At 68.5% G+C, this 26,416-nt stretch carries 21 protein-coding genes; 2 read left to right on the plus strand and 19 right to left on the minus strand.

Annotated features, from left to right (window positions below; translation table 11 throughout):
- Positions 1 to 74: 74 nt before the first annotated feature.
- The 4 genes from QZ749_RS21090 to QZ749_RS21105 all read right to left on the minus strand — a co-directional run bounded on the left by QZ749_RS21090 (position 75) and on the right by QZ749_RS21105 (position 5,065).
- Positions 75 to 1,133, minus strand: a complete 1,059-nt coding sequence (locus QZ749_RS21090; RefSeq protein WP_296950970.1) for a TraB/GumN family protein — start codon at positions 1,131 to 1,133, stop codon at positions 75 to 77.
- 25 nt (positions 1,134 to 1,158) lie between these two features.
- Positions 1,159 to 2,199, minus strand: a complete 1,041-nt coding sequence (locus tag QZ749_RS21095) for a TraB/GumN family protein (RefSeq protein WP_296950973.1) — start codon at positions 2,197 to 2,199, stop codon at positions 1,159 to 1,161.
- Positions 2,200 to 2,321: 122 nt separating this feature from the next.
- The gene (locus tag QZ749_RS21100) at positions 2,322 to 3,836 is read right to left on the minus strand and encodes a UdgX family uracil-DNA binding protein (protein ID WP_296951377.1); all 1,515 of its coding nucleotides are present in this window, start codon (positions 3,834 to 3,836) and stop codon (positions 2,322 to 2,324) included.
- Positions 3,836 to 5,065: a putative DNA modification/repair radical SAM protein gene (locus QZ749_RS21105; protein ID WP_296950975.1), complete on the minus strand. Its 1,230-nt coding sequence runs from the start codon at positions 5,063 to 5,065 to the stop codon at positions 3,836 to 3,838. The genes QZ749_RS21100 and QZ749_RS21105 overlap by 1 nt, the downstream gene beginning before the upstream one ends.
- Positions 5,066 to 5,254: 189 nt before the next feature.
- Here QZ749_RS21105 and QZ749_RS21110 point away from each other — a divergent pair, with 189 nt between their 5' ends.
- Positions 5,255 to 6,064 carry an alpha/beta fold hydrolase gene (locus QZ749_RS21110; RefSeq protein ID WP_296950977.1) on the plus strand — a complete coding sequence of 270 codons (810 nt, stop codon included), beginning with the start codon at positions 5,255 to 5,257 and terminating at the stop codon, positions 6,062 to 6,064.
- 193 nt (positions 6,065 to 6,257) lie between these two features.
- On the opposite strand, the gene QZ749_RS21115 is transcribed toward QZ749_RS21110, so the two are convergent.
- The 13 genes from QZ749_RS21115 to QZ749_RS21175 form a co-directional block, all read right to left on the minus strand.
- On the minus strand, positions 6,258 to 7,871 hold the full coding sequence (locus tag QZ749_RS21115) for an SEL1-like repeat protein (RefSeq protein ID WP_296950980.1): 1,614 nt from the start codon (positions 7,869 to 7,871) through the stop codon (positions 6,258 to 6,260).
- A gap of 7 nt (positions 7,872 to 7,878) precedes the next feature.
- Positions 7,879 to 10,095, minus strand: a complete 2,217-nt coding sequence (locus QZ749_RS21120) for a bifunctional diguanylate cyclase/phosphodiesterase (protein ID WP_296950982.1) — start codon at positions 10,093 to 10,095, stop codon at positions 7,879 to 7,881.
- Positions 10,096 to 10,102: 7 nt separating this feature from the next.
- A complete protein-coding gene (locus tag QZ749_RS21125) occupies positions 10,103 to 12,232 on the minus strand; it encodes an HDOD domain-containing protein (protein ID WP_296951380.1) in 2,130 nt (709 codons plus the stop codon).
- Between the two features lie 346 nt (positions 12,233 to 12,578).
- Entirely contained in the window at positions 12,579 to 13,850 is a 1,272-nt protein-coding gene (locus QZ749_RS21130; protein ID WP_296950984.1) for a multidrug effflux MFS transporter, read from the minus strand.
- A 6-nt stretch (positions 13,851 to 13,856) separates the two neighbouring features.
- Positions 13,857 to 15,074 (minus strand): class I SAM-dependent RNA methyltransferase, encoded by a 1,218-nt coding sequence (locus QZ749_RS21135; protein ID WP_373896845.1) that lies wholly within the window; start codon positions 15,072 to 15,074, stop codon positions 13,857 to 13,859.
- Positions 15,075 to 15,404: 330 nt separating this feature from the next.
- Complete coding sequence (locus QZ749_RS21140) at positions 15,405 to 15,815, minus strand: CopD family protein (RefSeq protein WP_296950987.1); 411 nt, start codon at positions 15,813 to 15,815, stop codon at positions 15,405 to 15,407.
- A gap of 155 nt (positions 15,816 to 15,970) precedes the next feature.
- Positions 15,971 to 17,236: a glutamate-5-semialdehyde dehydrogenase gene (locus tag QZ749_RS21145; RefSeq protein ID WP_296950990.1), complete on the minus strand. Its 1,266-nt coding sequence runs from the start codon at positions 17,234 to 17,236 to the stop codon at positions 15,971 to 15,973.
- 181 nt (positions 17,237 to 17,417) lie between these two features.
- A complete protein-coding gene (gene holA / locus QZ749_RS21150) occupies positions 17,418 to 18,431 on the minus strand; it encodes a DNA polymerase III subunit delta (protein ID WP_296950993.1) in 1,014 nt (337 codons plus the stop codon).
- Positions 18,432 to 18,455: 24 nt separating this feature from the next.
- The gene (lptE, locus tag QZ749_RS21155) at positions 18,456 to 18,980 is read right to left on the minus strand and encodes an LPS assembly lipoprotein LptE (RefSeq protein ID WP_296950995.1); all 525 of its coding nucleotides are present in this window, start codon (positions 18,978 to 18,980) and stop codon (positions 18,456 to 18,458) included.
- 3 nt (positions 18,981 to 18,983) lie between these two features.
- The gene (gene leuS / locus QZ749_RS21160; RefSeq protein WP_296950998.1) at positions 18,984 to 21,629 is read right to left on the minus strand and encodes a leucine--tRNA ligase; all 2,646 of its coding nucleotides are present in this window, start codon (positions 21,627 to 21,629) and stop codon (positions 18,984 to 18,986) included.
- Positions 21,630 to 21,819: 190 nt separating this feature from the next.
- The gene (locus QZ749_RS21165) at positions 21,820 to 22,146 is read right to left on the minus strand and encodes a barstar family protein (RefSeq protein WP_296951001.1); all 327 of its coding nucleotides are present in this window, start codon (positions 22,144 to 22,146) and stop codon (positions 21,820 to 21,822) included.
- Between the two features lie 122 nt (positions 22,147 to 22,268).
- Positions 22,269 to 23,078 carry a 4-hydroxy-tetrahydrodipicolinate reductase gene (gene dapB, locus QZ749_RS21170; protein ID WP_296951003.1) on the minus strand — a complete coding sequence of 270 codons (810 nt, stop codon included), beginning with the start codon at positions 23,076 to 23,078 and terminating at the stop codon, positions 22,269 to 22,271.
- A 2-nt stretch (positions 23,079 to 23,080) separates the two neighbouring features.
- Positions 23,081 to 23,695, minus strand: coding sequence for an outer membrane protein assembly factor BamE (locus QZ749_RS21175; RefSeq protein WP_296951004.1), 615 nt, complete (start codon positions 23,693 to 23,695; stop codon positions 23,081 to 23,083).
- 214 nt (positions 23,696 to 23,909) lie between these two features.
- On the opposite strand from QZ749_RS21175, the gene fur reads away from it, so the two are divergent.
- Positions 23,910 to 24,341, plus strand: a complete 432-nt coding sequence (gene fur / locus QZ749_RS21180) for a ferric iron uptake transcriptional regulator (protein ID WP_296951007.1) — start codon at positions 23,910 to 23,912, stop codon at positions 24,339 to 24,341.
- A gap of 84 nt (positions 24,342 to 24,425) precedes the next feature.
- Here the strand turns inward: fur and hrcA are convergent, their stop codons facing one another.
- On the minus strand, positions 24,426 to 25,439 hold the full coding sequence (gene hrcA / locus QZ749_RS21185) for a heat-inducible transcriptional repressor HrcA (protein WP_296951009.1): 1,014 nt from the start codon (positions 25,437 to 25,439) through the stop codon (positions 24,426 to 24,428).
- Positions 25,440 to 25,519: 80 nt separating this feature from the next.
- Entirely contained in the window at positions 25,520 to 26,245 is a 726-nt protein-coding gene (locus tag QZ749_RS21190; RefSeq protein ID WP_296951011.1) for an HAD family hydrolase, read from the minus strand.
- Positions 26,246 to 26,416: the final 171 nt, after the last annotated feature.

A 26,416-nucleotide genomic window follows, 5' to 3' on the forward strand; every position in this document is an offset into this window, starting at 1 on the left:
ACGCTCGGTGCGACGATAACCGCGTCTCGTGACAGGCGCGCGACAAGCGTGCCCGTCCGGCCTCGCGGCCGCCGTCAGTGGGGACTCTCGACCGCGTACCCTTTCGCCTTCAGGGCCGCCAGGTAGCCTTTCGCATCGACGACGTCGCGCATTTCCAGCACGGCGAAGGTCGAGGCATTGGTCGCCAGCGACTTTTCCGCCGCCTTCAGCCAGGACGCGCGCAAGCGCTCGCGCATCTGCCGGATGCCCGCGACGTCCTTCACGAACGAGCTGTCCAGCACGGCATCCAGGCAGCTGTCCTGGCGCCCGCCATAGTCCACGCCGCGGATCTCGGCGATATTCCCGTTGGCCCAGGCGTTGGCGCGCACCCGCATCGTTTCCAGGTCCACGTCCAGGGTATCGAGCGTGCTGGCCAGGCAGGCGACGTCGTCGACCTGCGACTTCTTGAAGTCCCGGACCATGCGGCGCGGATCGTCGAGCTTCACGTCGTAGCCGGAGTCGCTCAATGTGACCTTGTTCTTGCGGGCGGCGTCCTCGATCTTGCCGAGCACGTCGCCGCCGAAGGACAGGCCGTTTCTCTTCATGCCCGCGAGCAGCAGCTCCTCGGCCGCGAACACGGGGCGATAGTGCTCGATGCCCTCGTCGGCGCCGATGTATTTCGCCTTCAGCGCGGTCCAGTGCGCGTGCACGTCGGGCGGCAGCACGTCGCGCAGCACGGCGCCGTCCGGGTTCTTCTTGATACCGATCAGGTCCGGCAACGCGGTCAGGCCGTCGAAGAAGCCGATATGGGCTTTCGCCACGGGCGGCCTCAGGACTTCCTGCGAGCGCGCCACCAGGCGCTCGATGCGCGCGGCGTCCCACTCCAGCTTGCGCGGCAGCGGCGAATAGGTGCCGAATACCCACATCACGTGGCCGCCCCGGGAGACCTTCCAGACGCCGGGGCCGGGACGGCGCCCCTCCACGACCACGGTGGCCGGCACGGGGTCCGGCGTCGAGGCCGGCATCGTGGCCGCAGCGGCCGGTTCGGAGTCGGGAACCGCTGGCGGCGCGATCTGCGCCAGTACCGGTCCGGACAGCAAGACCGGCCCCAGCAGGCAGGCAAGGCGGCGCGTCATCAGGTAGTGCATCGTCATCACGGCATCATACAGGCATGGCGCGTCACTTCGGACTCTCGACCGCATACCCCTTTTCCTGCAGCACGGCCAGGTAGCTCTTCGGCCCCAGGATCTCGTTCATCGACAGCATCGCGAACGTGACCTTGTTGGCGCCCAGCGCCGTCTCGGCCGCCTTCACCCACGACGCCTGCCGGCGTTCCGGCATGTTCTGCAGCGCCGGATTGGTCTTCGCGAACGAGCCGGTCAGCACCGCGTTGTTGCAGGCATCGTCGCGCTCGGCATAGTCGAGGTTGCGGATCGCGGCGATCTTGCCCTCGGCCCAGGCGTTGGCGCGCGCGCGCATGGCGTCGATGTCGCCCTCGAAGCGTTCCACGGTCTTGGTGAAGCAGGCCACGTCCTCCACCTGCGACTTCTTGAAGTCGCGCAGGGCGCGGCCCGGACTGTCGATCTCGACGCGGACGCCGGTCCAGGTGAGCTTGACGTCATGTTTCTTGGCGATCTTCTCGATCTGCTTGCGCACCTCGCCGGAACGCACCAGGCCGTTGCGCTCCAGGGCCGCGTTCATCAGCTCGTCCGCGGCGAACAGCGGACGGTACTGCTCGACGCCATCGTCGTCGCCCAGGTACTTGCCCTTGAGCGCCGTCCAGCGCCCGTAGACGTCGGCCGGCACCACCTGCTCCAGGCGCGCGCCGTCGGGACTCTTCTTCATGCCGATCATGGCCGGCAGCGCGGCGATCATGCCGAACACGCTACTGGTGCCGACGTTCGTCTGCGGCGCCTGCAGCACTTCCTGCGACTGGGCCACGAGGCGCTCGACGCGGCCGGCATCCCATTCCATCTTGCGCGGCAGCGGCGAGTAGAGGCCGAACACCCACATCACGTGGCCGTCCTTCGACACCTTCCACAGCCCGGGCCCCGGGCGGCGGCCCTCGATGACGATCTGCGCCGGCTCCGGGTCCTGCGGCGCGGCGGCGGCCGGCTGCACGGCGTCGGGTACGGGCGGCGGGGTGCCCTCCTGGGCCCCGGCCAGCGCCGGCTGGATCAGGACCGCGAGGTACAACGCACAGGCGCTTCGTTTGCTCATCGTGCATCCCTTTGTTGTTGTGTTGCAAAATCATAACGACAAAGGTGAGATTAGCCTATTTCGACAACAAATTGTTACTAGTTTGTTATGCATACGCCGCGGCCGCCGCGCGGCGCACGCCGTCATCCGGCGCCGGCGGCGTCGGCGTCGGCGGGCCGGTCGAGCAGCGCATGCGCCAGCTTCAGGCCGTCGACCATGGCCTGGAACGCCGCCCGCTTGGCCTCTTCCCCGGGCACGCGCAGCACATAGGACGGGTGGTAGGTGGTGACGACCCAGCGCCCTTCGTGGCGCAGCGGCTTGCCGAGCGAATCCTTCAGGGTGACGGTGGCCGTGCGCAGCACCGACTTGAGCGCCGTGGCGCCCAGGGCCACGACGACGTCCGGCCGCACGCGCGCCAGCTCCTTGTCGAGCCAGTAGTGGCAGGCCTCGATCTCGCGCTGGGCGGGGGTCTTGTGCAGGCGGCGCTTGCCGCGCGGCTCCCACTTGAAATGCTTGACGGCGTTGGTCACGTAGATCGTGGCGCGGTCCACGCCGGCCTGCTCGCACACGCTGTCGAGCAGCTTGCCGGCCGGGCCGACGAAGGGCAGGCCGGCCAGGTCTTCCTGGTCGCCCGGCTGCTCGCCGACGAACATGATGCGCGCCTGCTTCGGCCCGTCTCCCGGCACGGCCTGGGTGGCGAACTGCCACAGCGCGCAGCGCCGGCATTCGTCCAGCTTCGAGGGTTGCTGGCGTTCGGGCTGGGCGGCCTCGGGCGCGATCGGGATGGTAGTGCCCTTGCGCTGGCCGACGGCGTCGTACTGGCCCACCTTGCGCGCGCCGCGCGCCGCCTCGCTCACCATGTGCGGCACGATCTTCCCTTCCGGGAGGTGCTTCCAGCGGTCCGAGGCGATGTGCTGGCGCATCACCTCCGCGTTCAGGCGCGCCGGGTTGAAGATGCTGCGGTAGTAGGTGAGCCAGAGCGCCTCGCCGCTGTCCTCCAGCTCCTCGGGGCCCTTCACCAGCGGCCCCGCGTCGTGCAGCATGTGGCCGTCCCACAGCACGCTGGCCTCGGGCGTGGCGATCATCCAGGTGACCTTGCCCATGCGGTCGGCGAAATGGCGCGCGACCTGGGGCAGCACGTCGTGGCGCGGCTCGTACCAGGCGACGAAGCGCGGCGGGCCGGCGTCGGCCGGGCGCTCGCGGAACCGGATGTAGGCATGCATGTCGTGCTCCTCGCGGCGGACCGCCTTCACCATCGCATGCAGGCGCGCGCCGTCCTCGTCGGCCGGCGACTGCACGTCGTGCTCGCCCTGCTGCCAGCGCCAGATCACGCGGTACAGGAACGCCCAGCGGTCCGGCATGCGGCAGCAGGCGGCGCTTTGCAGCATCTCCATGAACGCGCGCGGGATGTGCGGCGCCGGCCGCGGGCCCCGCTCGGGCAGCGCCGGACCGGCATGCCCGGGCGTGCCGGCCGGCGCCGCGCCGGAGAACAGGTCGCCGTCTTCCTGCGGCGAACGCCAGGTGACGCGTTCCGGCGCGATCTCCCAGGCCAGCAGTTCGCGCGCGGCGTCGCGCCATTCGGCGAAACCGTCGACCGCCACGGCCTGGCCGGCCAGCGCCTGGCGCACCGCGAGATTGGGTACGCCGCCGGCCGCCATCACGCCGCCTGCAGTTCCGGCCACAGGTTCATCTGCGCGGGCGCGTCGGCCATGCTGCGCCGCAGCAGTTCGGAGGGCGCCGCGCCCTGCGCCGGCTTGTAGTCCGCCGTGACGACGAACGGCGCCAGCTTCTTCATGCTGCAGCGCAGGCGGGACAGGTCTTCCCAGCGCACGCGGCGCAGCCGGCGCAGGTCGACGATGCGCCGGGCGGAGCGCAGGCCGATGCCGGGCACGCGCGCGATCATCGCTTCGTCGGCGCGGTTCAGGTCGAGCGGAAACTGGTCGCGGTTGGCCAGCGCCCAGGCCAGCTTGGGATCGATGTCGAGCGGCAGGTTGCCGGCCGCGGGCATCAGCTCGCCGGCCGTGAAGCCGTAGCCGCGCAGCAGGAAGTCGGCCTGGTACAGGCGGTGCTCGCGCAGCAGCGGCGGCGGCGCCGACGGCACGCTGTCCGGGCTCTGCGGGATCGGGCTGAACGCCGAGTAGTACACGCGCTTGAGCTTGTAGCTGCCGTACAGCGTCTGCGCCGTGTCGAGGATGGTGCGGTCGTCGCTGGCGTCGGCGCCGACGATCATCTGCGTACTCTGGCCGGCCGGCGCGAACGCGGGCGCCTTCGGGTGGTCGTCCCTGTCGTCGAGCCGGGTCCGGATCGCGCCCATCGCCAGCTTGATCGTGTGGACGTTCTTTTCCGGCGCCAGGCGCGTGACGCTGTCCTGGGTCGGCAGCTCGATGTTGACGGACAGGCGGTCGGCGTACTTGCCGGCCAGCTCGATCAGGCGCGGGTCGGCGTCCGGGATGGTCTTGAGGTGGATGTAGCCGCGGAACTTGTGCACTTCGCGCAGCTGGCGCGCGACCTCGACCAGCTGTTCCATCGTGTAGTCGCTCGACTGGATGATGCCGGAACTGAGGAACAGGCCGTCGATGTAGTTGCGCAGGTAGAAATCCTGCGTGAGCTTGACCACCTCGTCGACGGCGAAGCGGGCGCGCGGGACGTTCGAGCTGCGGCGGTTGACGCAGTACTGGCAGTCGTAGATGCAGAAATTGGTGAGCAGGATCTTCAGCAGCGACACGCAGCGCCCGTCCGGCGTGTAGCTGTGGCAGATGCCCATGCCGGTGGTGGCGCCCAGCCCGTCCTTGCCGACGGAATCGCGCCTGGGCGCGCCGCTGCTGGCACAGGAAGCGTCGTACTTGGCGGCGTCGGCCAGGATCTCCAGCTTGTCCTTGAGTTCCATGGGGCGAATCCCGGTGCTGTATGGGCATACAGTATAACCCGCCACGACCGGTGCGCGCCGTGCGCGGACGCACCGTGGCGGGTCAAAACCTGGACAATCCGGCGGCACATCCCTGGCGCCGTCCGGGCACGCAGCGCGGGCTGGTGATATGATCTAAAAGTTGCATTCAAGACATTCGATGAGAACGCCATGTCCGTCCAGTACCGAAACAACGTCCACATCGCGGGAGAAGGACCGATCACCATGGTATTCGCCCATGGCTTCGGGTGCGACCAGACCATGTGGCGCTTCCTCGCGCCGTCGTTCGCCGCGCGCTACCGCACCATCCTGTTCGACCTGGTCGGCAGCGGCCGCTCCGACCTGTCCGCCTACGACCGCGACAAGTACGCCACCCTGCACGGCCATGCCGCCGACCTGCTCGAGATCCTCGACGCCTGCGCCGACGGCCCCGTCGTCTTCGTCGGGCATTCGGTCAGCGCGATGATCGGCCTGCTGGCGACGATCGCCGCGCCCGGGCGCTTCGCCGCCCAGGTCATGGTCGGCCCGTCGCCCTGCTTCATCAACGACGGCGACTACGTCGGCGGCTTCAACCGCGAGGACATCGACGTGCTGCTCGACACCATGGAGTCCAGCTTCGATGCGTGGTCGCAGAAGGTCGCGCCGATGATCATGGGCGCCCCCAACCGTCCGGAACTGAGCAAGGAACTGATCGACAGCTTCTGCCGCAACGACCCGTCGATCGCCAAGCATTTCGGGCGCGTGACCTTCCTGGCCGACCACCGCGCCGACCTGCCCAGGTCGACCGTGCCGGCGCTGATCCTGCAATGCAGCGACGACCTGATCGTCCCGCGCGAGGTCGGCGACTACATGCTGGCGCACCTGCCCAACAGCGTCCTGCGCACGATCGACAACGTCGGCCACTGCCCGCACCTGAGCGCGCCGACGGCGAGTTCGCGCGCGATCGACGATTTCCTGGCGGGGCTGCCGGCCAGGGCCTGAACGCCTGCCTTGAAACATCGTAGGGTGGGCAGCTCCACCCCGTTGTCCGCAACGACGTGGCGTCTGCGCTGCCCACGCGTGACGTTCGCGCTGCATTGGCCCTTCTTCGTTCCCGGCCGCAGGACATGCATGCGTCACGCGTGGGCAGCGCAGGAGGCGCGTAAACGCCAGCCGCGGGGTGGAGCTGTCCACCCTACGCGGCGCCGGCGTAGCCCCTGGCCTGTTCCAGCAGGGCCGGCCCCATGCGCGCGGCGACGCGCTGCAGCCAGGCGCCGGCGGGCGCGATGCCGGCCGCGCCCGCGCGGTACAGCCAGGCGTAGGCCTCGACCGGGTCGGCCTGCGCGCCCTGGCCGGACGCGTACATCACGCCCAGGTTGAACTGGGCGCGCGCATGGCCCTGGCGCGCCGCGCACAGGTACCAGAAATGCGCGGCCTCGTAGTCGCGCTCGGCGCCCAGGCCGCTGTCGTGGCGCAGCCCGAGCGCGAACTGGGCCAGCGCATGGCCCTGGTCGGCCGCCTTGCGGTACCAGTGGGTGGCCTGGCGCGGATCCACGTTCCCGCCGTCGTCGCGGTCCAGCAGCTGGCCCAGCGCGTACTGGGCCGGCGCGTAGTCCTGGTCGGCGGCCTTGCGGTACCAGTACAGCGCCTCGGCCTCGTCGGGCGCGGCGCCGGCCGCGCCGGTGTTGCCGCTCTCGTAGCGCAGCGCCAGGTCGAACTGGGCGCGCAGGTGCCCCTGCTGCGCCGCGCGCCGGTACCAGGCCAGCGCCTCGGCCGCGTCCTGGGGCACGCCGAGGCCGGCGTCGTGCAACTGGGCGAGGTGGTACTGGGCGCCGGCAAAGCCCTGGGCCGCCGCCTGGCGGTACCAGTGCGCGGCCTGCGCATGGTCCTGCGCCACGCCCTGGCCGTGCTCGTAGCGCAGGCCGAGGTTGTCCTGGGCGGCGGCATGGCCCTGCTCGGCGGCGCGCCGGAACCATTGCAGGGCCAGCTCGGGTGCGTTGACCGCGCCGTGCGCGCCGCCATGGCCGCCGTCGTACACGAGGGCCAGGTTGAACTGCGCGCTGGCGTGGCCCTGCTCGGCGGCGCGGCCGTACCACAGGATCGCCTGCCGGGTGTCCTGCGGCAGGTCCTGGCCCTTGTCGTAGCGCAGGCCGAGGTTGAACTGGGCCGGCGCATGGCCCTGCTCGGCCGCCTGGCGGAACCAGCGCACGGCCTGCTCCGGATCGCGCCCGGGTCCCTCGGCAGCGCAGCGCAGGGCCAGGCTGAACTGCGAGCGCGCATACCCCTGCTCGGCGGCGCGGCGGTACCACGACACGGCGCGCGCGACGTCCTGCGGCACGCCCTTGCCGCCCTCGTACATCATGCCGAGGTTGTGCTGGGCACCGGGGTCGCCCTGCTCGGCCGCCAGCGCGAACCAGTGCAGCGCCTGGCCCGTGTCGGCCGGCACGCCCTGGCCCTTGGCGTACAGCCAGCCCAGGTTGTAGCGCGCCTGCGCATAGCCCTGCTCGGCGGCCTGGCGGTACCAGTAGGCGGCCTGCGCCAGGTCCTGCGCCACGCCCTGCCCCTTCTGGTACATCACGCCCAGGTTGTACTGGGCCTGTTCGAGGCCGCTGCTGGCCGCCATGCGGTACCAGGCCACGGCCAGTTCGTCGTTGCGCGCCACGCCCTGGCCATGCACGTACATGAAGCCCAGGCTGTGCTGGGCGCTGGCCACGCCGCGCTCGGCCAGCGCCTTCACCCGCAGGAATTCGGCGCGCAGGGATTCGGCGTCGTGGCGGCCGGCATCCGGGGCGAGGGCGGGCGCGGACATCGTCGCCTCAGGCCTGGAACGCGAACGCGTGGCCGGCGATGGCAGGCAGGCCCTGGGCGCGCAGCACGTCGACGAAGCGGCCCAGCGGCATCGGGCGATGGTACAGGTAGCCCTGCATCGTCAGGCAGCCGTTGGCGCGCAGGTAGCGTGCCTGGACCTCGGTCTCGACGCCTTCCGCGACCAGGTTCAGGCCCAGCCCGCGCGCGATCGAGATGATCGCCAGGATCACCGGGTAGTGCCCGTGCTCGTCGTGGATCTCCTTGACGAAGGACTGGTCGATCTTGATCGTGTGCACCGGGAAGCGGTGCAGGTAGGCCAGCGAGGAATAGCCGGTGCCGAAGTCGTCGATCGCCACCGACACGCCGAGCTGGCCCAGGCGGTTGAGCTGCTCGATCGCGTGCTGCGGGTTGCGGATGCAGACGTTCTCGGTGATCTCGACCTCGATCTGGCTCGGGGCGATCCCGTGGCGCAGCAGCGCCCCGCGCATCTTCTCGAAGAAATCTCCGCGGTCGAGGTACTGGGGCGACAGGTTCAGCGACAGGCGCACGTTGCCGCCGCCGCAGCCCTTCCACTGCAGCATGTCGCGGCACAGGGCGCCGATCATCCAGTCCGAGATCGGGATCATCAGGCCGTTCTCCTCGGCGAACGGCAGGAACTCGCCGGGCGAGACGACCCCGCGGGTCGGGTGGTTCCAGCGCATCAGCGCCTCGACGCCGACGATCCGGCCCTCGGCCGCGTCGACCTGGGGCTGGTAGTACATCTCCAGCTCGCCGTGCTCCAGCGCGCGCCGCAGGCTCTGCTCGAGCGCGATCTTCTGGTGCGACACTTCCTGCATCGACGGGTCGTAGAAGGCGTGGCCGTTCTTGCCCTGCCCCTTGACCTGGTACATGGCGATGTCGGCATGGCGCAGCAGCTCGTCGATCGACTCGCCGTGGCCCGGGTAGACCGCGATGCCGATCGAGGCCGAGATGTGCACCTGGTGGCCGTCCAGGTCGAACGGCTCGTGCAGGCAGGCGAGGAACTTGTCGGCGACGTCGCGCGCGTCGTCGCGATGGCGCAGCTCGGGCAGCACGATGGTGAATTCGTCGCCGCCCTGGCGCGCCAGCGTATCGCCGCGGCGCAGGCACTCCTTCAGGCGCGCCGCCACCTGCTGCAGCAGCTCGTCGCCCTTGACGTGGCCGAGGGTGTCGTTGACCAGCTTGAAGCGGTCCAGGTCGATGAACATCACCGCCAGCTCGGCCTGCTTGCGCTTGGCCTGGATCACGGCCAGGCCGAGGCGGTCCTTGAACAGGATGCGGTTCGGCAGGTCGGTCAGGATGTCGTGGTAGGCCTGGTAGGAGATGACTTCCTCGGCGCGCTTGCGGTCGGTGATGTCGCGCGCCACGCCGTAGGTGCCGAAGAATTCCAGCTTGCGCACGTCCTGGTCGGGCACGTGCATGCCGATCGCGTTCAGCGAGATCGTCATCAGGGTATTGTTGAAGGTGCGCTCGTGGCCCGTCCCGGTGGCGCTATGGCACTTCAGGCGCAGCTCGACGTTGCGCGCGGCGCGCTCGTCGACGCGGCGCTCGTTGAACACGTAGCGCGCGCGCTCCAGGTCTTCCTCGTGCACCACCACGGAATAATGCTGGCCGAGCAGTTCGTCGCGCCGGTAGCCGAGCAGCTGGTAGGCGCGGTCGTTGATGAACGTGAAGCGGCCCTCGTGGTTCAGCGTGTAGATGATGTCCGGCGACGAATCCACCAGGTAGCGGTACATCTTCTCGGAGTTCTCGAGCTGGATCGCGATGCGCCGGTTGGCCTGTTCCAGGCCGCGCTGGCGCAGCGCGTTGGCCACGGTCTTGAGCAGTTCCTCGCGGCTGTAGGGCTTGCGCAGGTAGTCGTAGGCGCCGCGCTTGAGGGCGCCGATGGCCGCTTCGATGCCGACCTCGCCGCTCATCACGATGACGTCGGCGCCGACGCCCTTCTCGTTGATGAAGTCCATGATGGCGTGGCCGCCGATGTCGGGCAGGCGCAGGTCGAGCAGCACCAGGTCGAAGCGCAGCCGCGACAGGTGGGCCAGCGCTTCGGCGCCGGTGGATGCGGTCACGAGCTGGTAGCCGTGGCCGCGCAGCAGTTCGTACAGCGAGGACAGCAGGCGCGGTTCGTCGTCGACCAGCAGGAGCGTGGGCTGGAACGCCGCATCCTGGCCGGCGGCGCCGGGCGTGGCGCTGGCGGAGAATGGATTCATTGTTGCCTTATACGGATCCAAGGGCGCGCGCCGGCAACGCGGCCGGGGCGGCGCCGCCGGCATGGGCCGGCAGCAGGATTTCAAAACTGGTGCCGGACGGACCGCTACGGCAGTCGATGTGGCCGTTCAGCTTCTTGACCAGGCCGTGCACGATCGACAGGCCGAGGCCGTGGTGCGCGCCATCCTTGGCGCTCCTCACGGCCGAGAACAGGTTGGCCAGCACCTCGCGCGACAGCCCGGGGCCGTTGTCGGACACCACCAGCTCCAGGTACAGCCGGCGTTCGCGGTTGACGTGGCCGCGGCTGGCGATCTCGATCCGTCCCCCGCCCCCGCCCAGCGCCTCGACCGCGTTCTTGACCAGGTTGACCAGGATCTGCTTGAGGATGTCCGGATTGCCTTCGACATGGCCGGCGTCCGCCGTCGTGGCCACCAGCTCGACGTTGGCCGGGGCGAAGCCGGTGGTGCGGAACAGGCGCAGCACCTCGTCCACCACCCTGGCCACGTCCGCCGTCGGCACCGCGCCCAGCGCATCCAGGCGCGGCGCCACCTCGGCCAGGCTGCCGACCAGCTGGCCGACGCGGTCGATCTCCTCGTTCAGGATCGACAGCTCGCCGCCCACCGGTTCCTGGCGTTCCAGCTTGCCGTCCAGGATCGCCAGGTAGTTCTTGATGATCGACAGCGGATTGTTCACCTCGTGGACCACGCGGCGCGAGGCTTCGCGGTATTCCTCGGCGACGCCGGCCAGCTGGCGGCGCAGGTGGCCGCGCTCGGACAGCGCGGTCTCCAGCGCGCTCCCCGCCTGGCCGCCGAACGCCTGCAGGAAGCGCTCGCGCTTCTGGCAGGCCGGCAGCTGCCAGGCCTGCAGGCCGCCGACCAGCACGCCCAGGCAGCGCGCCCCGGCCACCAGCGGCACGCAGGCCAGCGCCTCGCAGCCGAGCAGGCGCAGCAACTGCTCTTCCGGCAGGCCGAGCGCACGGCCGCCGGCGCCGTCGCGGCGCACGAAGGCGAGGCGCCGCTCCAATGCCGCCTCGGCCACTGCCCCCGCGGCCCGGCCGGCGGACGCCAGCGGGATCGCGAACTCGCCCAGGCGCTGCAGGTTGACGGTGGGCGCGCCCACCAGCGCCTGGCCGGTCGGGTTTTCCAGCAGCACGGCGGCGTTCTGGAAGTCGAACAAGATGCGCGCCGAGCGCGTCATCGCGTCGAGCAGGCCGCTCTCGCCCTGCTGGCGCGCGAACGCCTGGCCGACCTCGGACACCAGCACCAGGTTGCGCACTTCCTCGGACAGGCGCTGCTGCACCGGATCGACCGGCGCCGCGGCGAGCGGCGCGAGCGCCGGCAGCGCCGGGACGTCGTCGGCGCCGGCCAGGTCGATGCCGAGCTGGATCGCGGTCTGCTCGACCTGGCGCGCGGCCAGGTCGAGCAGCGCCTGCGGCTCGTCCGGCGCCAGGCCGCACAGCGCGCGCGCCTCGTCGACCATGGCGCCATCGTCGGCGTGGCTGGACAGCACGTGGGCCACGCGCACGATGCGCACCAGCGCCGGGGACGCCTCCAGGCGCGCGCTCGGCTCGTGGTGGTACAGCACCGAATCGGCCAGGAAGGAATCGAGCTGCCAGCGCTCGATGAGCCAGGCGCCCGCCTCGGCGTGGGTGATCTGCAGCGTGCGCTGCTCGACGGCGCACAGCGCCTCGTCGTCGCGCGCCTGGAAATTGAGCGCGTATTCCTTCGGGGCCGTGGCCAGCAGCGCCAGGCGCCCGACGTTGTGCAGCAGGCCGGCCAGGTAGGCTTCCTCGGGCTGCGCATAGGCGAGGCGGCGCGCCAGCTCGCGCGCCAGCACGGCCGCGCCCAGCGACTGCTTCCAGAAGCGGCGCAGGTCGGTGGCCCCCGAGTTCGGGAAGCTGTTGAAGGTCTGGAACACGGAATCGCTGATGACCAGCGTCTTGATCATGTCCGTGCCCAGCGCGACCATGGCCTGCTCCAGGCTGGCCTGGCGGCCGTTGCGGTGGTAGGCGGAGCTGTTGGCGACGGTGAGGATCTTGCCGGTCATGCCGGCGTCCTTGGCGACCAGCGCGGCGAGTTCCGGCATCCCGAGGTCGTCGGCCTGCAGGTGGGCCAGCAGCTTGACGAGGATCTGCGGCATGGCCGGCAGACGCGCGATCAAGAGACGGTTGCGGATGTCCTGGTCGGAAGGATGATGGGATTCAAGCACGGCCGCCACTGTTTCTCAGGTTGGAATGGCGGCTGTCCCGGATGGGCGCTGCCACGACGAGTCCTCTTGCGCTCGCTGGAACAGGGCGGTGTTTCGGCCCGTGTTCGAAGCGTAAAAAACTCATCTTAGCATATATACATTTCTAGACGGGAACAATACTTTCTGCGGAAAGTGACACATTTTCGCGTCATGACAGCGGCGCGGCCACCGTGCGCACTCAGAACCGGCGATTTGCGCGTGCCGGACGGAGAGCGCCCGACCGGCACGCGCGACAGGCTCAGTGCAGCGCCTTCAGGCGGCTGTAGCGGCGCGACATGCTCCACAGGGTCAGCGAGGCCAGCGCGAACGCGGCCTGCCCCAGCGCCATGGCCAGCACCGAGTGGTCCAGCGCCGGCACCACCATGCCGGCGACGATGGCGCCCATCAGCGTGGTCGTGAACGACTGGCAGGACGCGACGGTGCCGCGGATGTGCGGGAACAGGTCGAGCGCCAGCAGCGTCGCGCTGGGGTTGATGACCGAACTGCCGAAGTTATAGAAGAACATCGGCAGCACGGTCCACGGCAGCGCCGGCGGCAGGAAGGCGTGGTAGGCGACGCTGAACGTGACGGCGCCCAGCATGAAGCAGTAGCCGATACCGATCTGGCGCGCGTAGTGCATCTTGCCGGCCAGGCGGTTGGCGGCCAGCGCACCCAGGAAGATGCCGGCCACGGCCGGGATGAACAGCCAGGCGAACTGCGACGGTCCCAGGTGCAGGTGCACCGGCAGCAGCACCGGGGACGCGGCGATGAACAGGAACATGCCGCCGAAGTTCAGCGCGACGATGCCCGACTTCATCTGGAACAGGAAGGAGCTGAAGATCGCCCAGTAGCTCTGGGCCAGGAAGCGCGGGTTGAACGGCTGGCGCTTCTCGACCGGCATGGTCTCGGGCAGGTGCTGCCAGCAGACCCACCACAGCGCGCAGCTGAACAGCAGCAGCGCCAGGAAGATCGCGCGCCAGTCCAGCAGCGTGACGATCCAGCCGCCCAGCACCGGCGCCACCGCCGGCGCGATCGAGAAGATCATCGTCACCATCGACAGCAGCCGCGCGGCCGGCGCGTCCGAATACAGGTCGCGGATGATGGCGCGCCCGACCACGACGCCGGCGCCGGCCGAGACGCCCTGCAGGATGCGGAAGATCCACAGGTAGTGCACCGAGTGCGAGGCGGCGCAGCCGAGCGTGCCGACGGCGAACACGATCAGCCCCACCAGCACGACGTTGCGGCGGCCGAAGGCGTCCGCCAGCGCGCCGTGCCACAGCGACATCACGGCGAAGGCCAGCATGTAGGCCGTCAGGGTCTGCTGGACCTCGATCGGGGTCGCGTGCAGCGTCGCCTGGATGCGCGGGAAGGCCGGCAGGTAGGCGTCGACGGAGAACGGCCCCAGCATCGACAGCGCGGCCAGCAGCGAGGCCAGCCCGCCGGCCGACAGCATCGTCACCTTGTGCGGGGTCGGCAGCGGCACCGGGGTGACCGGGTCCTTGGGCAGGTTGGAAGGTTCGGGCGGCAGCATGATGGCTTATTCGCTCCTGGCCTGGTCCGGCTTGGCGGCGTCGCGGCGGTTGAAGCCGGCCACCATGTCGAAGCGGAACAGGCGGCATTCGAGGGCGCCGTTGAAGAACGGGGTCTTGCGCGACTCCTTCAGGCGCAGCATCTTCGGCACGCCCAGGTCGGCCGTGAACAGGAACACGGTCCAGCCGGCGAAGCGCTGCTTCAGGGTGCTGCTCAGCTGCTGGTAGAAGCCGACGGCCATCTCGTCCTGCGGGATGGTGGAGTCGCCGCGCACGCCGATGCGCTCGCCGTACGGAGGGTTCGTCACCAGCAGGCCCGGCGTACCCGTGGGCGCCTGCACCTGCTGCGCCTCGATCTGCTTGAGCGGCACCTCGAACAGGATGCCGGCGGCGCGCAGGTTATGGCGCGTCATGGCGACCATGTCGCCCGAGATGTCGGAGCCGAAGATGGTCGGCTCGGCCGGGAGCGGGTTCGGCTTGACCGCCGTCTTCATGTCCTGCCAGGCCTTCGGTTCGAAGTTGCGGAACTTCTCGAAGGCGAAGCGGCGCCGGGCGCCGGGCGGGATGCCCTGCACCATCTGGGCCGCCTCGATCAGGATCGTGCCCGAGCCGCACATCGGGTCGAACAGCGGGATGCCCGGCTTCCAGCCGGCCACGCGCAGGATGCCGGCGGCCAGGTTCTCGCGCAGCGGCGCGTCGCCCGTCTCCTCGCGCCAGCCGCGCTTGAACAGCGCCTCGCCCGAGGTGTCGAGGTAGATCGTGAAGTTGCGCTGGTCGAGGAAGCCGAGGATGCGCATGTCCGGCTCGCGCGTGTCGACCGAGGGGCGCTTGCCGAACCTGTCGCGGAAGCGGTCGCACACGGCGTCCTTGATCTTCAGCGTGGTGAATTCCAGGCTCGTGAGCGGCGACTTGATGGCGGTGATGTCGACGCGGATGGTGTCGTCCAGCGTGAACCAGTTCTCCCAGGGCTGCTCGAGCACCAGGTCGTAGATGTCGTTCTCGTTGGCGTAGGTGCGGTTGGCCATGCGCATCAGCACGCGCGAGGCGATGCGCGAATGCAGGTTGATGCGGTAGGCGTCGTGCATCGCGCCCGAGCAGTGCACGCCGCCCGGCACCTGGTTGTGCACCTTCAGCGTCGTGCTGCCCGTGGTCTGGGCGATCTCGGCCAGTTCCTCGGCCAGGGCTTGTTCCATGCCGCGCGGGCAGGGGCAGAAATAGGAAGTCATCGGGAGTACCTTTTGTCCGTTGTGATTACTTCGGGGTCAGAGCCCGGTTTACCCGGGTGGGCTCTGACCCCGACTGACTAAATGGGGTCAGGGCCCGGTTTACCCGGGTGGGCTCTGACCCCGACTGACTAAACGGGGTCAGGGCCCGGTTTACCCGGGTGGGCTCTGACCCCGACTGACTAAACGGGGTCAGGGCCCGGTTTATCCGGGCGGGCCCTGACCCCGACTGACTAAAAAACAAAAAGCGGCCGGAAGAGCCGGCCGCATTTTTTTGCGGTGAAACCGCGTAGTGTGAAGCAAACGCCCGACAAAGTCGAGGCGCTCACGCCATCAGAATGGCTTGACTACAACAAGGATCACGATCGCGATCAGCAGCAGCACCGGCGCCTCGTTGAACACGCGGAACCATCTCGAACTGCGGGTATTCGCGCCGCGCTCGAACTTCTTCAGCAGCGAGCCGCAGGCGTGATGGTAGCCGATCACCAGCACCACCAGCGCCAGCTTCGCGTGCAGCCAGCCGCCCTTCATCCCCAGCAGCATCAGCCACAGTCCCAGCAGCAGCGCCGGCACCGCCAGCATCGTCGTGAAGCGGTACAGGCGCCGCCCCATCCCCAGCAGGCGCTCGCGCGCCGCCGGATGGGTTTCCTCGGCCAGGTTGACGAAGATGCGCGGCAGGTAGAACAGGCCGGCGAACCAGGAGGCGACGAAGACGATGTGGAAGGCTTTGATCCAGAGGTACATGGGGGTCCTTGTGAGCGAAAACGGCAACGTACGTCGCCCCCGCGCAGGCGGGGGCCCAATGTTGCCGGCGTCTCGACGATGCAAGCAGAACTTGGCCCCCCGCCTGCGCGGGGGCGACGGTTTCGGAGCAAACGGTATTGTATACGCGCCTGTCCCTACAGGCGCACCTCGCCATGCCCGAACACGACGTACTTGAGGGACGTGAGCCCTTCCAGCCCCACCGGCCCGCGCGCATGCAGCTTGTCGTTGGAGATGCCGATCTCCGCGCCCAGGCCGTACTCGAAGCCGTCGGCGAAGCGCGTCGAGGCGTTCACCATCACCGAGGCCGAATCCACTTCGCGCAGGAAGCGCATGGCGTGGGTGTAGTCCTCGGTGACGATGGCGTCGGTGTGCTTCGACGAGTAGGTGTTGATGTGGTCGATCGCCTCGTCCACGCCGGCGACGACCTTCACGGCCAGGATCGGCGCCAGGTATTCGGTGCGCCAGTCTTCCTCGGTGGCGGCGGCCAGGCGCGGGTAGTCCTGCAGGATGGCGCCGGCTTCCGGGTCGGCGCGCAGCTCGACGTCCTTGTCGGCGTACAGCACGGCCAGGCGCGGCAGCACGGCCGGGGCGATCTCGCGCGCGACCAGCAGCGTCTCCATCGTGTTGCAGGTGCCGTAGCGGTGGGTCTTGGCGTTCAGGGCGATCGGCAGCGCCTTCTCGATGTCGGCCTGCGCGTCGATGTAGACGTGGCAGATGCCGTCCAGGTGCTTGATCATCGGCACCGTGGCTTCCGCCATCAGGCGCGCGATCAGGCCCTTGCCGCCGCGCGGCACGATCACGTCCACGTAGTCCGGCATCGTGACCAGGGCGCCGACGGCGGCGCGGTCGGTGGTGTCGACCACCTGCACGCCGTGGTCGGGCAGGCCGGCGCCGCGCAATCCCTCGGCCACCAGCAGCGCCAGCGCGCGGTTGCAGTGGATCGCCTCCGAGCCGCCGCGCAGGATGGCGGCGTTGCCGCTCTTGATGCACAGGCCGGCCGCGTCGACGGTCACGTTGGGACGGGCTTCGTAGATGATGCCGATGACGCCCAGCGGCACGCGCATCTGGCCGACCTGGATGCCGCTCGGGCGGAATTTCATGCCGGAGAGCTCGCCGATCGGGTCCGGCAGCGCGACGATCTGGCGCAGGCCCTCGACCATCGTGGCGATCGCCTTGTCCGACAGGGCCAGGCGATCCAGCAGCGCCGGCGCCAGGCCGCTCGCGCGGGCGGCGTCCAGGTCCTGCTGGTTGGCGGCGCGCAGCAGGGCGCTGTCGCGCTCGATCGCCGCGGCGATCAGGAGCAGCGCCTTGTTGCGGGTGACGCCGTCGGCGCGCGCCATGGCGCGCGAGGCGATGCGGGCCTGCCGGCCCATCGTCTGCATGGTAGTGGTGATGTCCATCGTGCTTCGTCCAGTATGTTCAATGTGGCCGGCAATGCCGGTGTCCTGTGAACGGGATCGCCGTGCACGTATCGATCGTTGTCGGCATCCGGTTCGTGGCCGGGTATGCCGGTTGCGGTTGGACGCGTGGACGGCACAGCCGTCCACGCGTCCAACCAGCGTCAAACCATCCGCACCGTATTCAGGACGCCACGCGCAGCGCCAGCTGCAGCATCGCATCCCACGCATCCCCCGCGAACTGCCTGGCGCGCAGGCCCTTGACCATGCGGTCGACCTGCGCCGCTTCCTGCAGCGCGGCTTCCAGCGTCGGCAAGGCGATCCGGCGCAGCGCCGGTTCCATCATGCGCTCGCGCGGCCCCCAGATGCGGTATTCCTTGAGCAGCGCGCCCAGCGGCCGGCCCTGGGCCATCCCCGCCTTGAGCTTGAGCAGCGTGCGGATCTCTTCCGACACCGCCCACAGCACCAGCGGCAGCGCCTCCCCTTCCCCCTTCAGGCCTTCCAGCATGCGCACCAGGCGCGCCGGGTCGCCGGCCAGCATCGCCTCGGACAGCTTGAACACGTCGTAGCGCGCCACGTTCAGCACGGCGTCGTGCACCTGCTCGTAGGCCAGCTTGCCCGGTTCGTACAGCAGGCCCAGTTTCTGGATTTCCTGGTGCGCGGCCAGCAAATTCCCTTCGACGCGATCCGCGATGAAGTCCAGGCTCTGGCGATCGGCGCTCTGCTGCTGGGCGGCCAGGCGCATGCCGATCCAGCCCGGCAGCTGCGCCCGTTCCACGCTGGGGATCTCGACGTAGACGGCGGCCTGCTGCAGCGCGCCCACCCAGGCCGCCTTGGCCGTCTGCCAGTCCAGCTTGGGCAGCGTGATCAGGGTCAGGTTGTCGGGGTTCAGGTCCTTCGCGTAGTGCTGCAGCGCGGCGCTGCCGTCCTTGCCCGGCTTGCCGCCGGGGATGCGCAGCTCGATCAGCTTCTTGTCGCCGAACAGCGACATGGCCTGGTTCGCGGCCAGCAGCTCGCCCCACTTGAAGCTGCGCTCGACCGTGAGCACGTCGCGCTCGGAATAGCCCTGCGCGCGCGCCCTGGCGCGGATCTTGTCCGCCGCTTCCAGCGCCAGCAGGTGCTCGTCGCTGGTGATCACGTACAGGGGCGCGAGCCCCTTGGCGAGGTGCCCGTCGAGCGCCTCAGGCCGCAACTGCATGGCGTTCCTTCCCTTTCGGCTGTTTCAACCCGCGTTCTTCATCGCGGCCAGGCGGCGGATGATCTGCTGCACCAGGTCGGCCTGCATGTCGCGGTACAGCAGCGCTTCCTCGGATTCCTTGGCCAGCACCTGGGTCTCGTCGAACGCCATGTTCCGGCGCAGCGAGATCTCGGTCGGCGCCACCAGCACGGCGCCCTTGGCGTCGCGCACGGTGTACGACACGGTGTAGGACAGCAGGTATTCGCGCACGCGGCCCAGGCTGTTCAGCGACAGGATCGACTTGTTGCGCACTTCGCCCAGCAGCACGAACTGGGCTTGCGCGCCGTCCGCCGTGTCGGTGACGACGACCTGGCCGCCGGCGCGCAGGTTGCGCTTGAGTTCGACGCCCAGCGCCGACGTGTCCGGCAGGCCCAGGTAGATGCTCTGGAACGGCATCGTGTAGCTGCCGTTCGCGCCGCGCAGCTGGAAGCCGCAGCCCGCGGCCGTGCCTGCGATCAGCAGGGCCGCGGCCGCGCGCAGCGCCGCCCGTTTGGTGATGAGGGCGCGCATCGCTTACACCACGATGTTGACGAGCTTGCCGGGGACGACGATGACCTTCTTCGGCGTGCCTTCGACGAACTTCTGCACCGCTTCCGAGGCCAGCGCGGCCGCTTCGATGGCCGCCTTGTCGGCGTCCTTCGCGACCTTGACCGCACCGCGCAGCTTGCCGTTCACCTGGATCATCAGCTCGATCTCCGCCTGTTCCAGCGCCGCCGGGTCGACTTCCGGCCAGCGCACGTCGAGGATGTCGCCGTACACCTTCGCGTAGCCGAGTTCCTGCCACAGCGCGTGGGTGATGTGCGGCGCCACCGGGTTCAGCATGCGCAGGAAGATCGACAGGCCTTCGGCGATCACGGCGTCGCCCGCGGCGCCCTCGGCCAGCTTGCTCGATTCCAGCGTGTTGAGCATCTTCATGCACGCCGAGACCACGGTGTTGTACTGGATGCGCTTGAAGTCGTAGTCGGCCTGCTGCAGCACCTTGTGCACTTCGCGGCGCAGGGTCTTGTGCGCGTCTTCCAGGGTGCCTTGCTGCTGGCCGGCCAGCGCGGCGGCGATGCGCTCGCGCTGCGCATGGGCGAAGGCCCAGACGCGGCGCAGGAAGCGGCTCGCGCCTTCCACGCCCGATTCCGACCATTCCAGCGTCTGTTCCGGCGGCGCCGCGAACATGGTGAACAGGCGCGCGGTGTCGGCGCCGTACTGCTCGATCTGGGCCTGCGGGTCGATGCCGTTGTTCTTCGACTTCGACATCTTCTCGGTGCCGCCGATCACGACCGGCGCGCCGTCGGCCTTCAGCGCCGCGGCCTGCGGACGGCCGCGGTCGTCGAAGACGAGGTCGACGTCGGCCGGGTTGTACCAGGTCTTCTTGCCGGATGCGTCTTCGCGATAATAGGTCTCGTTCAGCACCATGCCCTGCGTGAGCAAGTTGACGAACGGTTCGTCGAACTTGACCAGGCCGAAGTCGCGCATCACCTTGGTCCAGAAGCGCGCGTACAGCAGGTGCAGCACGGCGTGCTCGATGCCGCCGATGTACTGGTCCATCGGCATCCAGTAGTCGTTGCGCGCCGGGTCGACCATGGCGTCGTCCGAACCCGGCGACGTATAGCGCATGTAGTACCAGGACGAGTCGATGAACGTGTCCATCGTGTCGGTCTCGCGGCGCGCCGGCGCGCCGCAGCACGGGCAGTCCACCTTCAGGAAGGCTTCGTGCTTCTTGAGCGGATTGCCGCTGCCGTCCGGGACGCAGTCTTCCGGCAGCACGACCGGCAGGTCCTTCTCGGGGACCGGCACGGTGCCGCACGTCTCGCAGTGGATCATCGGGATCGGCGTGCCCCAGTAGCGCTGGCGCGAGATGCCCCAGTCGCGCAGGCGGAACGTGACCTTCTTGTCGCCCAGGCCCTTCTCGGCCAGGTCGCCGGCCACGGCGTTCACGGCCGCGTTGTAGTCCAGGCCGTCGTACTTGCCCGAATCGACCAGCACGCCGCGCGTCTTGTCGCCGTACCACTCCTGCCAGCCGTCCAGCGAGAAGGTCTCGCCTTCCACGGCCACCACCTGCTTGATCGGCAGGTCGTATTTTTTCGCGAACGCGAAGTCGCGCTCGTCGTGCGCCGGCACGCCCATCACGGCGCCGTCGCCGTAGGTCATCAGGACGTAGTTGCCGACCCAGACCGGCACGGCCTCGCCCGTGATCGGGTGCATGACGGTCAAGCCCGTGGGCATGCCCTTCTTTTCCATCGTGGCCATGTCGGCCTCGATGACGGAACCCTGCTTGCACTCGGCGATGAAGGCCTGCAGGTCCGGATTGTCCCTGGCGGCCAGCTGGGCCAGCGGGTGCTCGGCGGCGACGGCGCAGAAGGTCACGCCCATGATCGTGTCGGCGCGGGTGGTGAACACGTACAGCTTGCCGTCGCCCACCAGCTCGCCCTGCTCGTCCATGATCACGTGCGGGAAGGCGAAGCGCACGCCGGTCGACTTGCCGATCCAGTTGGCCTGCATGATGCGCACGCGCTCCGGCCAGCCCGGCAGCTTGCTCTCGACGTGCTCCAGCAGCTCGTCGGCGTAGTCGGTGATGCGCACGTAGTACATCGGGATCTCGCGCTTTTCCACCACCGCGCCCGAGCGCCAGCCACGGCCGTCGATGACCTGCTCGTTGGCCAGCACGGTCTGGTCGACCGGGTCCCAGTTCACGGTGCCGGTCTTCTGGTAGATGATGCCCTTCTCGAGCATCTTGAGGAACATCCACTGGTTCCACTTGTAGTAGTCCGGCTTGCAGGCGGTCATCTCGCGCGACCAGTCGATCGCCAGGCCCATCGACTCCATCTGGCCGCGCATGTGGGCGATGTTCGAATAGGTCCACTCCGCGGGCGGCACGTTGTTGGCCATCGCCGCGTTCTCCGCCGGCATGCCGAAGGCGTCCCAGCCCATCGGCATCAAGACGTTGTAGCCGTTCATCCGCAGGTAGCGATACATCACGTCGTTGATCGTATAGTTGCGCACGTGACCCATGTGCAGCTTGCCCGACGGGTAGGGCAGCATCGAGCAGGCGTAATACTTTCCTTTCGGGAAACGCGGGTCGTTCTCGACGGCCTTGTAGGCGTCGATCGACTTCCAGTAGGCCTGGGCGGCCTGTTCGACTTCGGCTGGACTATATTTATCTTGCATGATGTTCTGCGGGTGAGAAGGAGGTGAGCAGAACATTATACCGGCTGATGCGTCAACCGGCGTTGGTGGACTGTAGGGTGGACGGCTTCGCCGTCCACGCGTTCGAACGATGCATGCGTCATGTGCGGCCATGCGCGCGCCGGCCGAATGGGTGGACGACAGCGCCGTCCACCCTGCCTGCAGACGATGCTTATTTCAGCTCGAGTTCCAGCGCCGGCTTCTCGCCATAGTCCTCGTAGCGCTCGTTGATGCCGATGATGCAGAACGCCATCTCCTCGAGCACGTCCGGCGCGCGTTCGCGCAGGGCGTCGGAATGCGTGACGACGATGTGCAGCACCTCGTCTTCCTTGAGGCGCACGCTGCTCATGCCGTCCTCGTCGCGCAGGTAACTGAGGCAGTCGACCCAGGAATCCATGGTGTGCGGATACGAGTCCGGGAAGCCGAAGGCGCGCGCGCTCTCGGCGTGGAAGCTTTCGGCGTCGACGATCGCGGCGCCGTTCAGTTCGACGGTGGCCATGGAAATCTCCTTCATTGACGGTGTGCTTGCGGCAGCAATGAAAACGCCCGCCCCGGGGCCAGTATGCCAGCACGGCGCCGGCACGGCCGTCCAGTTCGGCGGGCGGTGCGCCGGGGAAAGACTCAGCCGTTCAGGCCCAGCACGTCCTGCATGTCGTACAGGCCGGTGGGCTTGTCGGCCAGGAAGCGCGCGGCGCGCAGCGCGCCCTGGGCGTAGCTGACGCGGCTGCTGGACTTGTGGCTGATCTCGATGCGCTCGCCGGTGCCGGCGAACAGCACGGTGTGGTCGCCCACGATGTCGCCGCCGCGCACGGTGGCGAAGCCGATCGTCGACGGGTCGCGCTCGCCGGTCACGCCTTCGCGGCCATAGACGGCGCATGCCTTCAGGTCGCGGCCCAGCGCATCGGCGATCACCTCGCCCATCTTCAGCGCGGTGCCGGACGGGGCGTCGACCTTGTGGCGGTGGTGGGCCTCGATGATCTCGATGTCATAGCCTTCAGAGAAATTCTTTGCGGCCATTTCGAGCAGCTTCAGCGTGACGTTCACGCCGATGCTCATGTTCGGGGCGAACACGACCGCCGTCTTCTGCGCCGCGGCGGCGATGGCGGCCTTGCCGGCCTCGTCGAAGCCGGTGGTGCCGACGATCACCTTGATACCGTGCATGGCGCAGTAGTCCAGGTGGCGCAGCGTGCCTTCCGGGCGGGTGAAGTCGATCAGGTAGTCGGCGCCGGCCAGGCCCTTGTCGAGGTCGGACTGGATCACGATGCCCGTCAGCTGGCCCGAGAAGGCGCCGGCGTCGGAGGCGATGAACGGCGACCCTTCGCGGTCGAGCGCGCCCGCCAGCGTGGCGTCCGGTGCCGCGGCGATGGCGTCGATCAGCATGCGGCCCATGCGGCCGCTGGCGCCGGCGACGGCGATCTTCAACTGCGCCATGCTCACTCCCCCTTGGCGGCCGACGATTCGCGGCGGCGCTTGAGTTCGTCGAGCGATTCGGCCTCGGTCTTCTGTTCGTACTTCGAGATGCCGATCAGGCGGTTGATGTAGTCGCGCTCGCTCGGCAGGTTGCCGCCGTCGATGCGCGCGACCTGGTTGTCCTTGAAGTAGACGGTGACGCGGCTGGTGGTCAGCTCGCCGTTGCCGCGCGCCAGGTAGAACGGGTAGTCCCAGCGGTCGGCATGGAAGGCGTCCGCCAGCAGCGGCGAGCCGAGGATGAACTTGACCTGGTCGCGGGTCTGGCCGACCTTGAGCTGGTCGAGCATTTCCTGCGACACGAAGTTGCCCTGCTGGATGTCCGGGCGGTAGGGCGAGAACACCCACAGGAATTTCTGCAGCTTGGTGACGGTGGTGGTTTGCGCGCCCGAATTCGCGATGGCCGCGGACTTGCCGGCATCCAGCGCGACCGCGGCCGGCGCGGTATCCACCGGCGCCGCCGGCTTGGTCTGGTTACGCCAGGATGCGCAGCCGGAGAGCGCCAGCGTCGTGCAGGCGAGACCGGCCACGAGCGCGGCCCGGGCGTGGGAACGATGGAGAACGGCTGTCTTGGTGCGCATGAAGTGACCTTAATACTGACCTTAAAAACGGTGGGAACCGCATCTTGCCTGCCGCACGTCCCGGGCGCGGCAGTGTTACACTGCTGTATGCCCTTACAGTATTTTTCTTGACAAAAAAACTGCGTGCGGCGGCGTTTTTCGCGGCTTCCGACTACGCGGGAGCACCGAAAACGCTATATCATAAAGCACTCCGCCCATCTACGAGTAACAAAACATGAGCAATAACCCAACCGACCTGAAGGCCAGCGGCCTCAAAGCGACCCTGCCGCGCCTGAAGATCCTGGAGATTTTCCAGAACAGTCCGGTACGGCACCTGACGGCGGAAGACGTCTACAAGACCCTGCTGAGCGAGAACATGGACGTGGGCCTGGCCACCGTGTACCGCGTGCTGACCCAGTTCGAGCAGGCCGGCTTGCTGAACCGCAACCACTTCGAGACCGGCAAGGCCATCTACGAACTGAACGCCGGTTCGCACCACGACCACCTGGTGTGCCTCGACTGCGGCCACGTCGAGGAGTTCTACGACGAGGAAATCGAGGTCCGCCAGCAAAAGATCGCCGCCGAGCGCGGCTTCAGGATCACCGAACACGCGCTGGCCATCTACGGCAACTGCGTCAAGCAGGACTGCCCGCGCCGGAACCACTGACCTGCGCGGCGTCCGCCACGCGACATGCCGCCCGCCGCGCCGGGCGGTTTTTTTTGGGCGCCGCGCGCGGCGCCGGCACCGTGATCAGGACTGGCTGAGCGCGCTGGACAGCAGCTTGGCCGTGATGTCGACGATGGGAATCACGCGCTCGTAGGCCATGCGGGTCGGCCCGATCACGCCCAGCGTGCCGACGATCTTGCCGTTGACCTCGTAGGGCGCGGTGACGACGCTCATCTCGTCCAGCGGCACGAGCTTGGATTCGCCGCCGATGAAGATCTGCACGCCGCCGGCCTTGCTGGAGACGTCGAGCAACTGCATCAGCCCCGTCTTCTGCTCGAACATCTCGAACATCTGGCGCAGCGAACTCATGTTGGACGACAGGTCGGCCACCGACAGCAGGTTGCGTTCGCCGGCGATCACCATGCCGTCGGTCTCGGCCAGCGCCTCGCTGCCGGCCTCGACGGCCGCCTGCATCAGCCGGCCCATGTCGTCGCGCAACTGGCGCAGTTCGCCGGTCAGGCGCGCACGCACCTCGTCGAACGACAGGCCGGCGAAATGCTGGTTCAGGTAATTGGCCGATTGCGTGAGCTGGGACGGCGAATAGTCGACGTCGGTCGGCAGCAGGCGGTTCTGGACGTCGCCGCGCGGGTCGACGATGACGAGCAGGATGCGTTTTTCGGACAGGCGCAGGAATTCGATCTGCTGGAACGCCGACTCGCGCCGCGGGCTCTGCACGACGCCGGCGAACTGCGACAGCGAGGACAGCATCTGGGCCGCGTTGGCGATGACCTTCTGCGGCTGGTGCGCGGGCAGGCGCATGCCGGCTTCGACGGCGTTCTCGTCGATCTGCCGCACGGTGAGCAGCGTGTCGACGAACAGGCGGTAGCCGCGCGGCGTCGGGATCCGGCCCGCCGACGTGTGCGGACTGGCGACGTAGCCCATTTCCTCGAGGTCGGCCATGATGTTGCGGATCGTGGCCGGCGAGAGATCGAGGCCGGAAATCTTCGACAGCGCGCGCGAACCGACCGGCTGGCCGTCGGCGATGTAGCGCTCGACGAGGGCCTTCAGCAGGGTTTGTGCACGGTGATCGAGTTGCATACGCTAGTGAGTGGGCGGCGGCCGCCTCGTTGATGTCGTCCGGTTGCCATTATGCCGCTTTCGCGGGCGGGGGTGTGCGGTCATCCGTGCACGTGCGCATGTTCGCGTTCGAGCCAGTCCAGCAATTCGCCGACGTCGCGCACGATCGCATCCGGCACCACCTCGTGCTCCAGGTGCCTGGTGGAACCGGTGCGGTTCATCCAGACGGCGCGCAGGCCGGCGCGCTGGGCGCCCTGCACGTCGAGCAGGACGTCGTCGCCGACGTAGACCGCGTCCGCCGGGTCGACGCCCAGCGCGCGGCAGGCGGCCAGGAAGATCGCCGCATCCGGCTTGGCCACGCCCAGCTGGTGCGCCGCCACCGAGACCTTGAAATGGTGCGACAGGCCGATCGTGCGCAGGTCGGCGTTGCCGTTCGAGACCGAGCCGACCAGCACCAGGTCCTGCAGGCGCTGCAGGCCCGGCAGCACGTCCGCGTAGGGTTCCACGGTATTGCGCGCGGCGAAGTACGTGTCCATCGCCGCGTCGATCTTGGCCGCGTCCTCGCCGGCTTCGGCGAAGGCGGCCTGCAGGCCGGCGCGGCGCAGCTTGCCCATGTCGAGGCCCAGCTCGGGCCGTTGCGCCAGCAGGTCCAGACGCGCCTGGCGCAGGCTCTCGATGGTGTGGCGCGCGGCCACGCGCGGCGCGTGCTCGCGCAGCCAGGCATGGATGGTTTCCTCGGCGCGCAGGATCGTGGGAGCGATCGGCCACAGGGTGTCGTCGAGGTCGAACAGGATGGCCTTGGGCCAGGCGCGGCGGGTGCTGGTCATGCTTGGGGACGGGGTGGGGAGCGCCCAAGCATAGCGAGGGCGGCACCGAAAATCAATGGCATACCGCCCGCGCAGCCGGCGCAAGCGTTGCGCGGAACCCATCGTTACACCGTGATACAAAGGCAAAAGGACTGGGCGCTTGCCAAATGCACTAAAATGATGGGCATTTTT

Source organism: uncultured Massilia sp. (assembly GCF_913773735.1).
Classification (GTDB): Bacteria; Pseudomonadota; Gammaproteobacteria; order Burkholderiales; family Burkholderiaceae_D; genus Telluria.

Coding starts and splice junctions, on each gene's coding strand:
- QZ749_RS21090 (WP_296950970.1), bottom strand. CDS start 1,133: ATGACGATGCACTACCTGATGACGCGCCGCCTTGCCTGCCTGCTGGGG.
- QZ749_RS21095 (WP_296950973.1), bottom strand. CDS start 2,199: ATGAGCAAACGAAGCGCCTGTGCGTTGTACCTCGCGGTCCTGATCCAG.
- QZ749_RS21100 (WP_296951377.1), bottom strand. CDS start 3,836: ATGGCGGCCGGCGGCGTACCCAATCTCGCGGTGCGCCAGGCGCTGGCC.
- QZ749_RS21105 (WP_296950975.1), bottom strand. CDS start 5,065: ATGGAACTCAAGGACAAGCTGGAGATCCTGGCCGACGCCGCCAAGTAC.
- QZ749_RS21110 (WP_296950977.1), top strand. CDS start 5,255: ATGTCCGTCCAGTACCGAAACAACGTCCACATCGCGGGAGAAGGACCG.
- QZ749_RS21115 (WP_296950980.1), bottom strand. CDS start 7,871: ATGTCCGCGCCCGCCCTCGCCCCGGATGCCGGCCGCCACGACGCCGAA.
- QZ749_RS21120 (WP_296950982.1), bottom strand. CDS start 10,095: ATGAATCCATTCTCCGCCAGCGCCACGCCCGGCGCCGCCGGCCAGGAT.
- QZ749_RS21125 (WP_296951380.1), bottom strand. CDS start 12,232: ATGCCGCAGATCCTCGTCAAGCTGCTGGCCCACCTGCAGGCCGACGAC.
- QZ749_RS21130 (WP_296950984.1), bottom strand. CDS start 13,850: ATGCTGCCGCCCGAACCTTCCAACCTGCCCAAGGACCCGGTCACCCCG.
- QZ749_RS21135 (WP_373896845.1), bottom strand. CDS start 15,074: ATGACTTCCTATTTCTGCCCCTGCCCGCGCGGCATGGAACAAGCCCTG.
- QZ749_RS21140 (WP_296950987.1), bottom strand. CDS start 15,815: ATGTACCTCTGGATCAAAGCCTTCCACATCGTCTTCGTCGCCTCCTGG.
- QZ749_RS21145 (WP_296950990.1), bottom strand. CDS start 17,236: ATGGACATCACCACTACCATGCAGACGATGGGCCGGCAGGCCCGCATC.
- holA (WP_296950993.1), bottom strand. CDS start 18,431: ATGCAGTTGCGGCCTGAGGCGCTCGACGGGCACCTCGCCAAGGGGCTC.
- lptE (WP_296950995.1), bottom strand. CDS start 18,980: ATGCGCGCCCTCATCACCAAACGGGCGGCGCTGCGCGCGGCCGCGGCC.
- leuS (WP_296950998.1), bottom strand. CDS start 21,629: ATGCAAGATAAATATAGTCCAGCCGAAGTCGAACAGGCCGCCCAGGCC.
- QZ749_RS21165 (WP_296951001.1), bottom strand. CDS start 22,146: ATGGCCACCGTCGAACTGAACGGCGCCGCGATCGTCGACGCCGAAAGC.
- dapB (WP_296951003.1), bottom strand. CDS start 23,078: ATGGCGCAGTTGAAGATCGCCGTCGCCGGCGCCAGCGGCCGCATGGGC.
- QZ749_RS21175 (WP_296951004.1), bottom strand. CDS start 23,695: ATGCGCACCAAGACAGCCGTTCTCCATCGTTCCCACGCCCGGGCCGCG.
- fur (WP_296951007.1), top strand. CDS start 23,910: ATGAGCAATAACCCAACCGACCTGAAGGCCAGCGGCCTCAAAGCGACC.
- hrcA (WP_296951009.1), bottom strand. CDS start 25,439: ATGCAACTCGATCACCGTGCACAAACCCTGCTGAAGGCCCTCGTCGAG.
- QZ749_RS21190 (WP_296951011.1), bottom strand. CDS start 26,245: ATGACCAGCACCCGCCGCGCCTGGCCCAAGGCCATCCTGTTCGACCTC.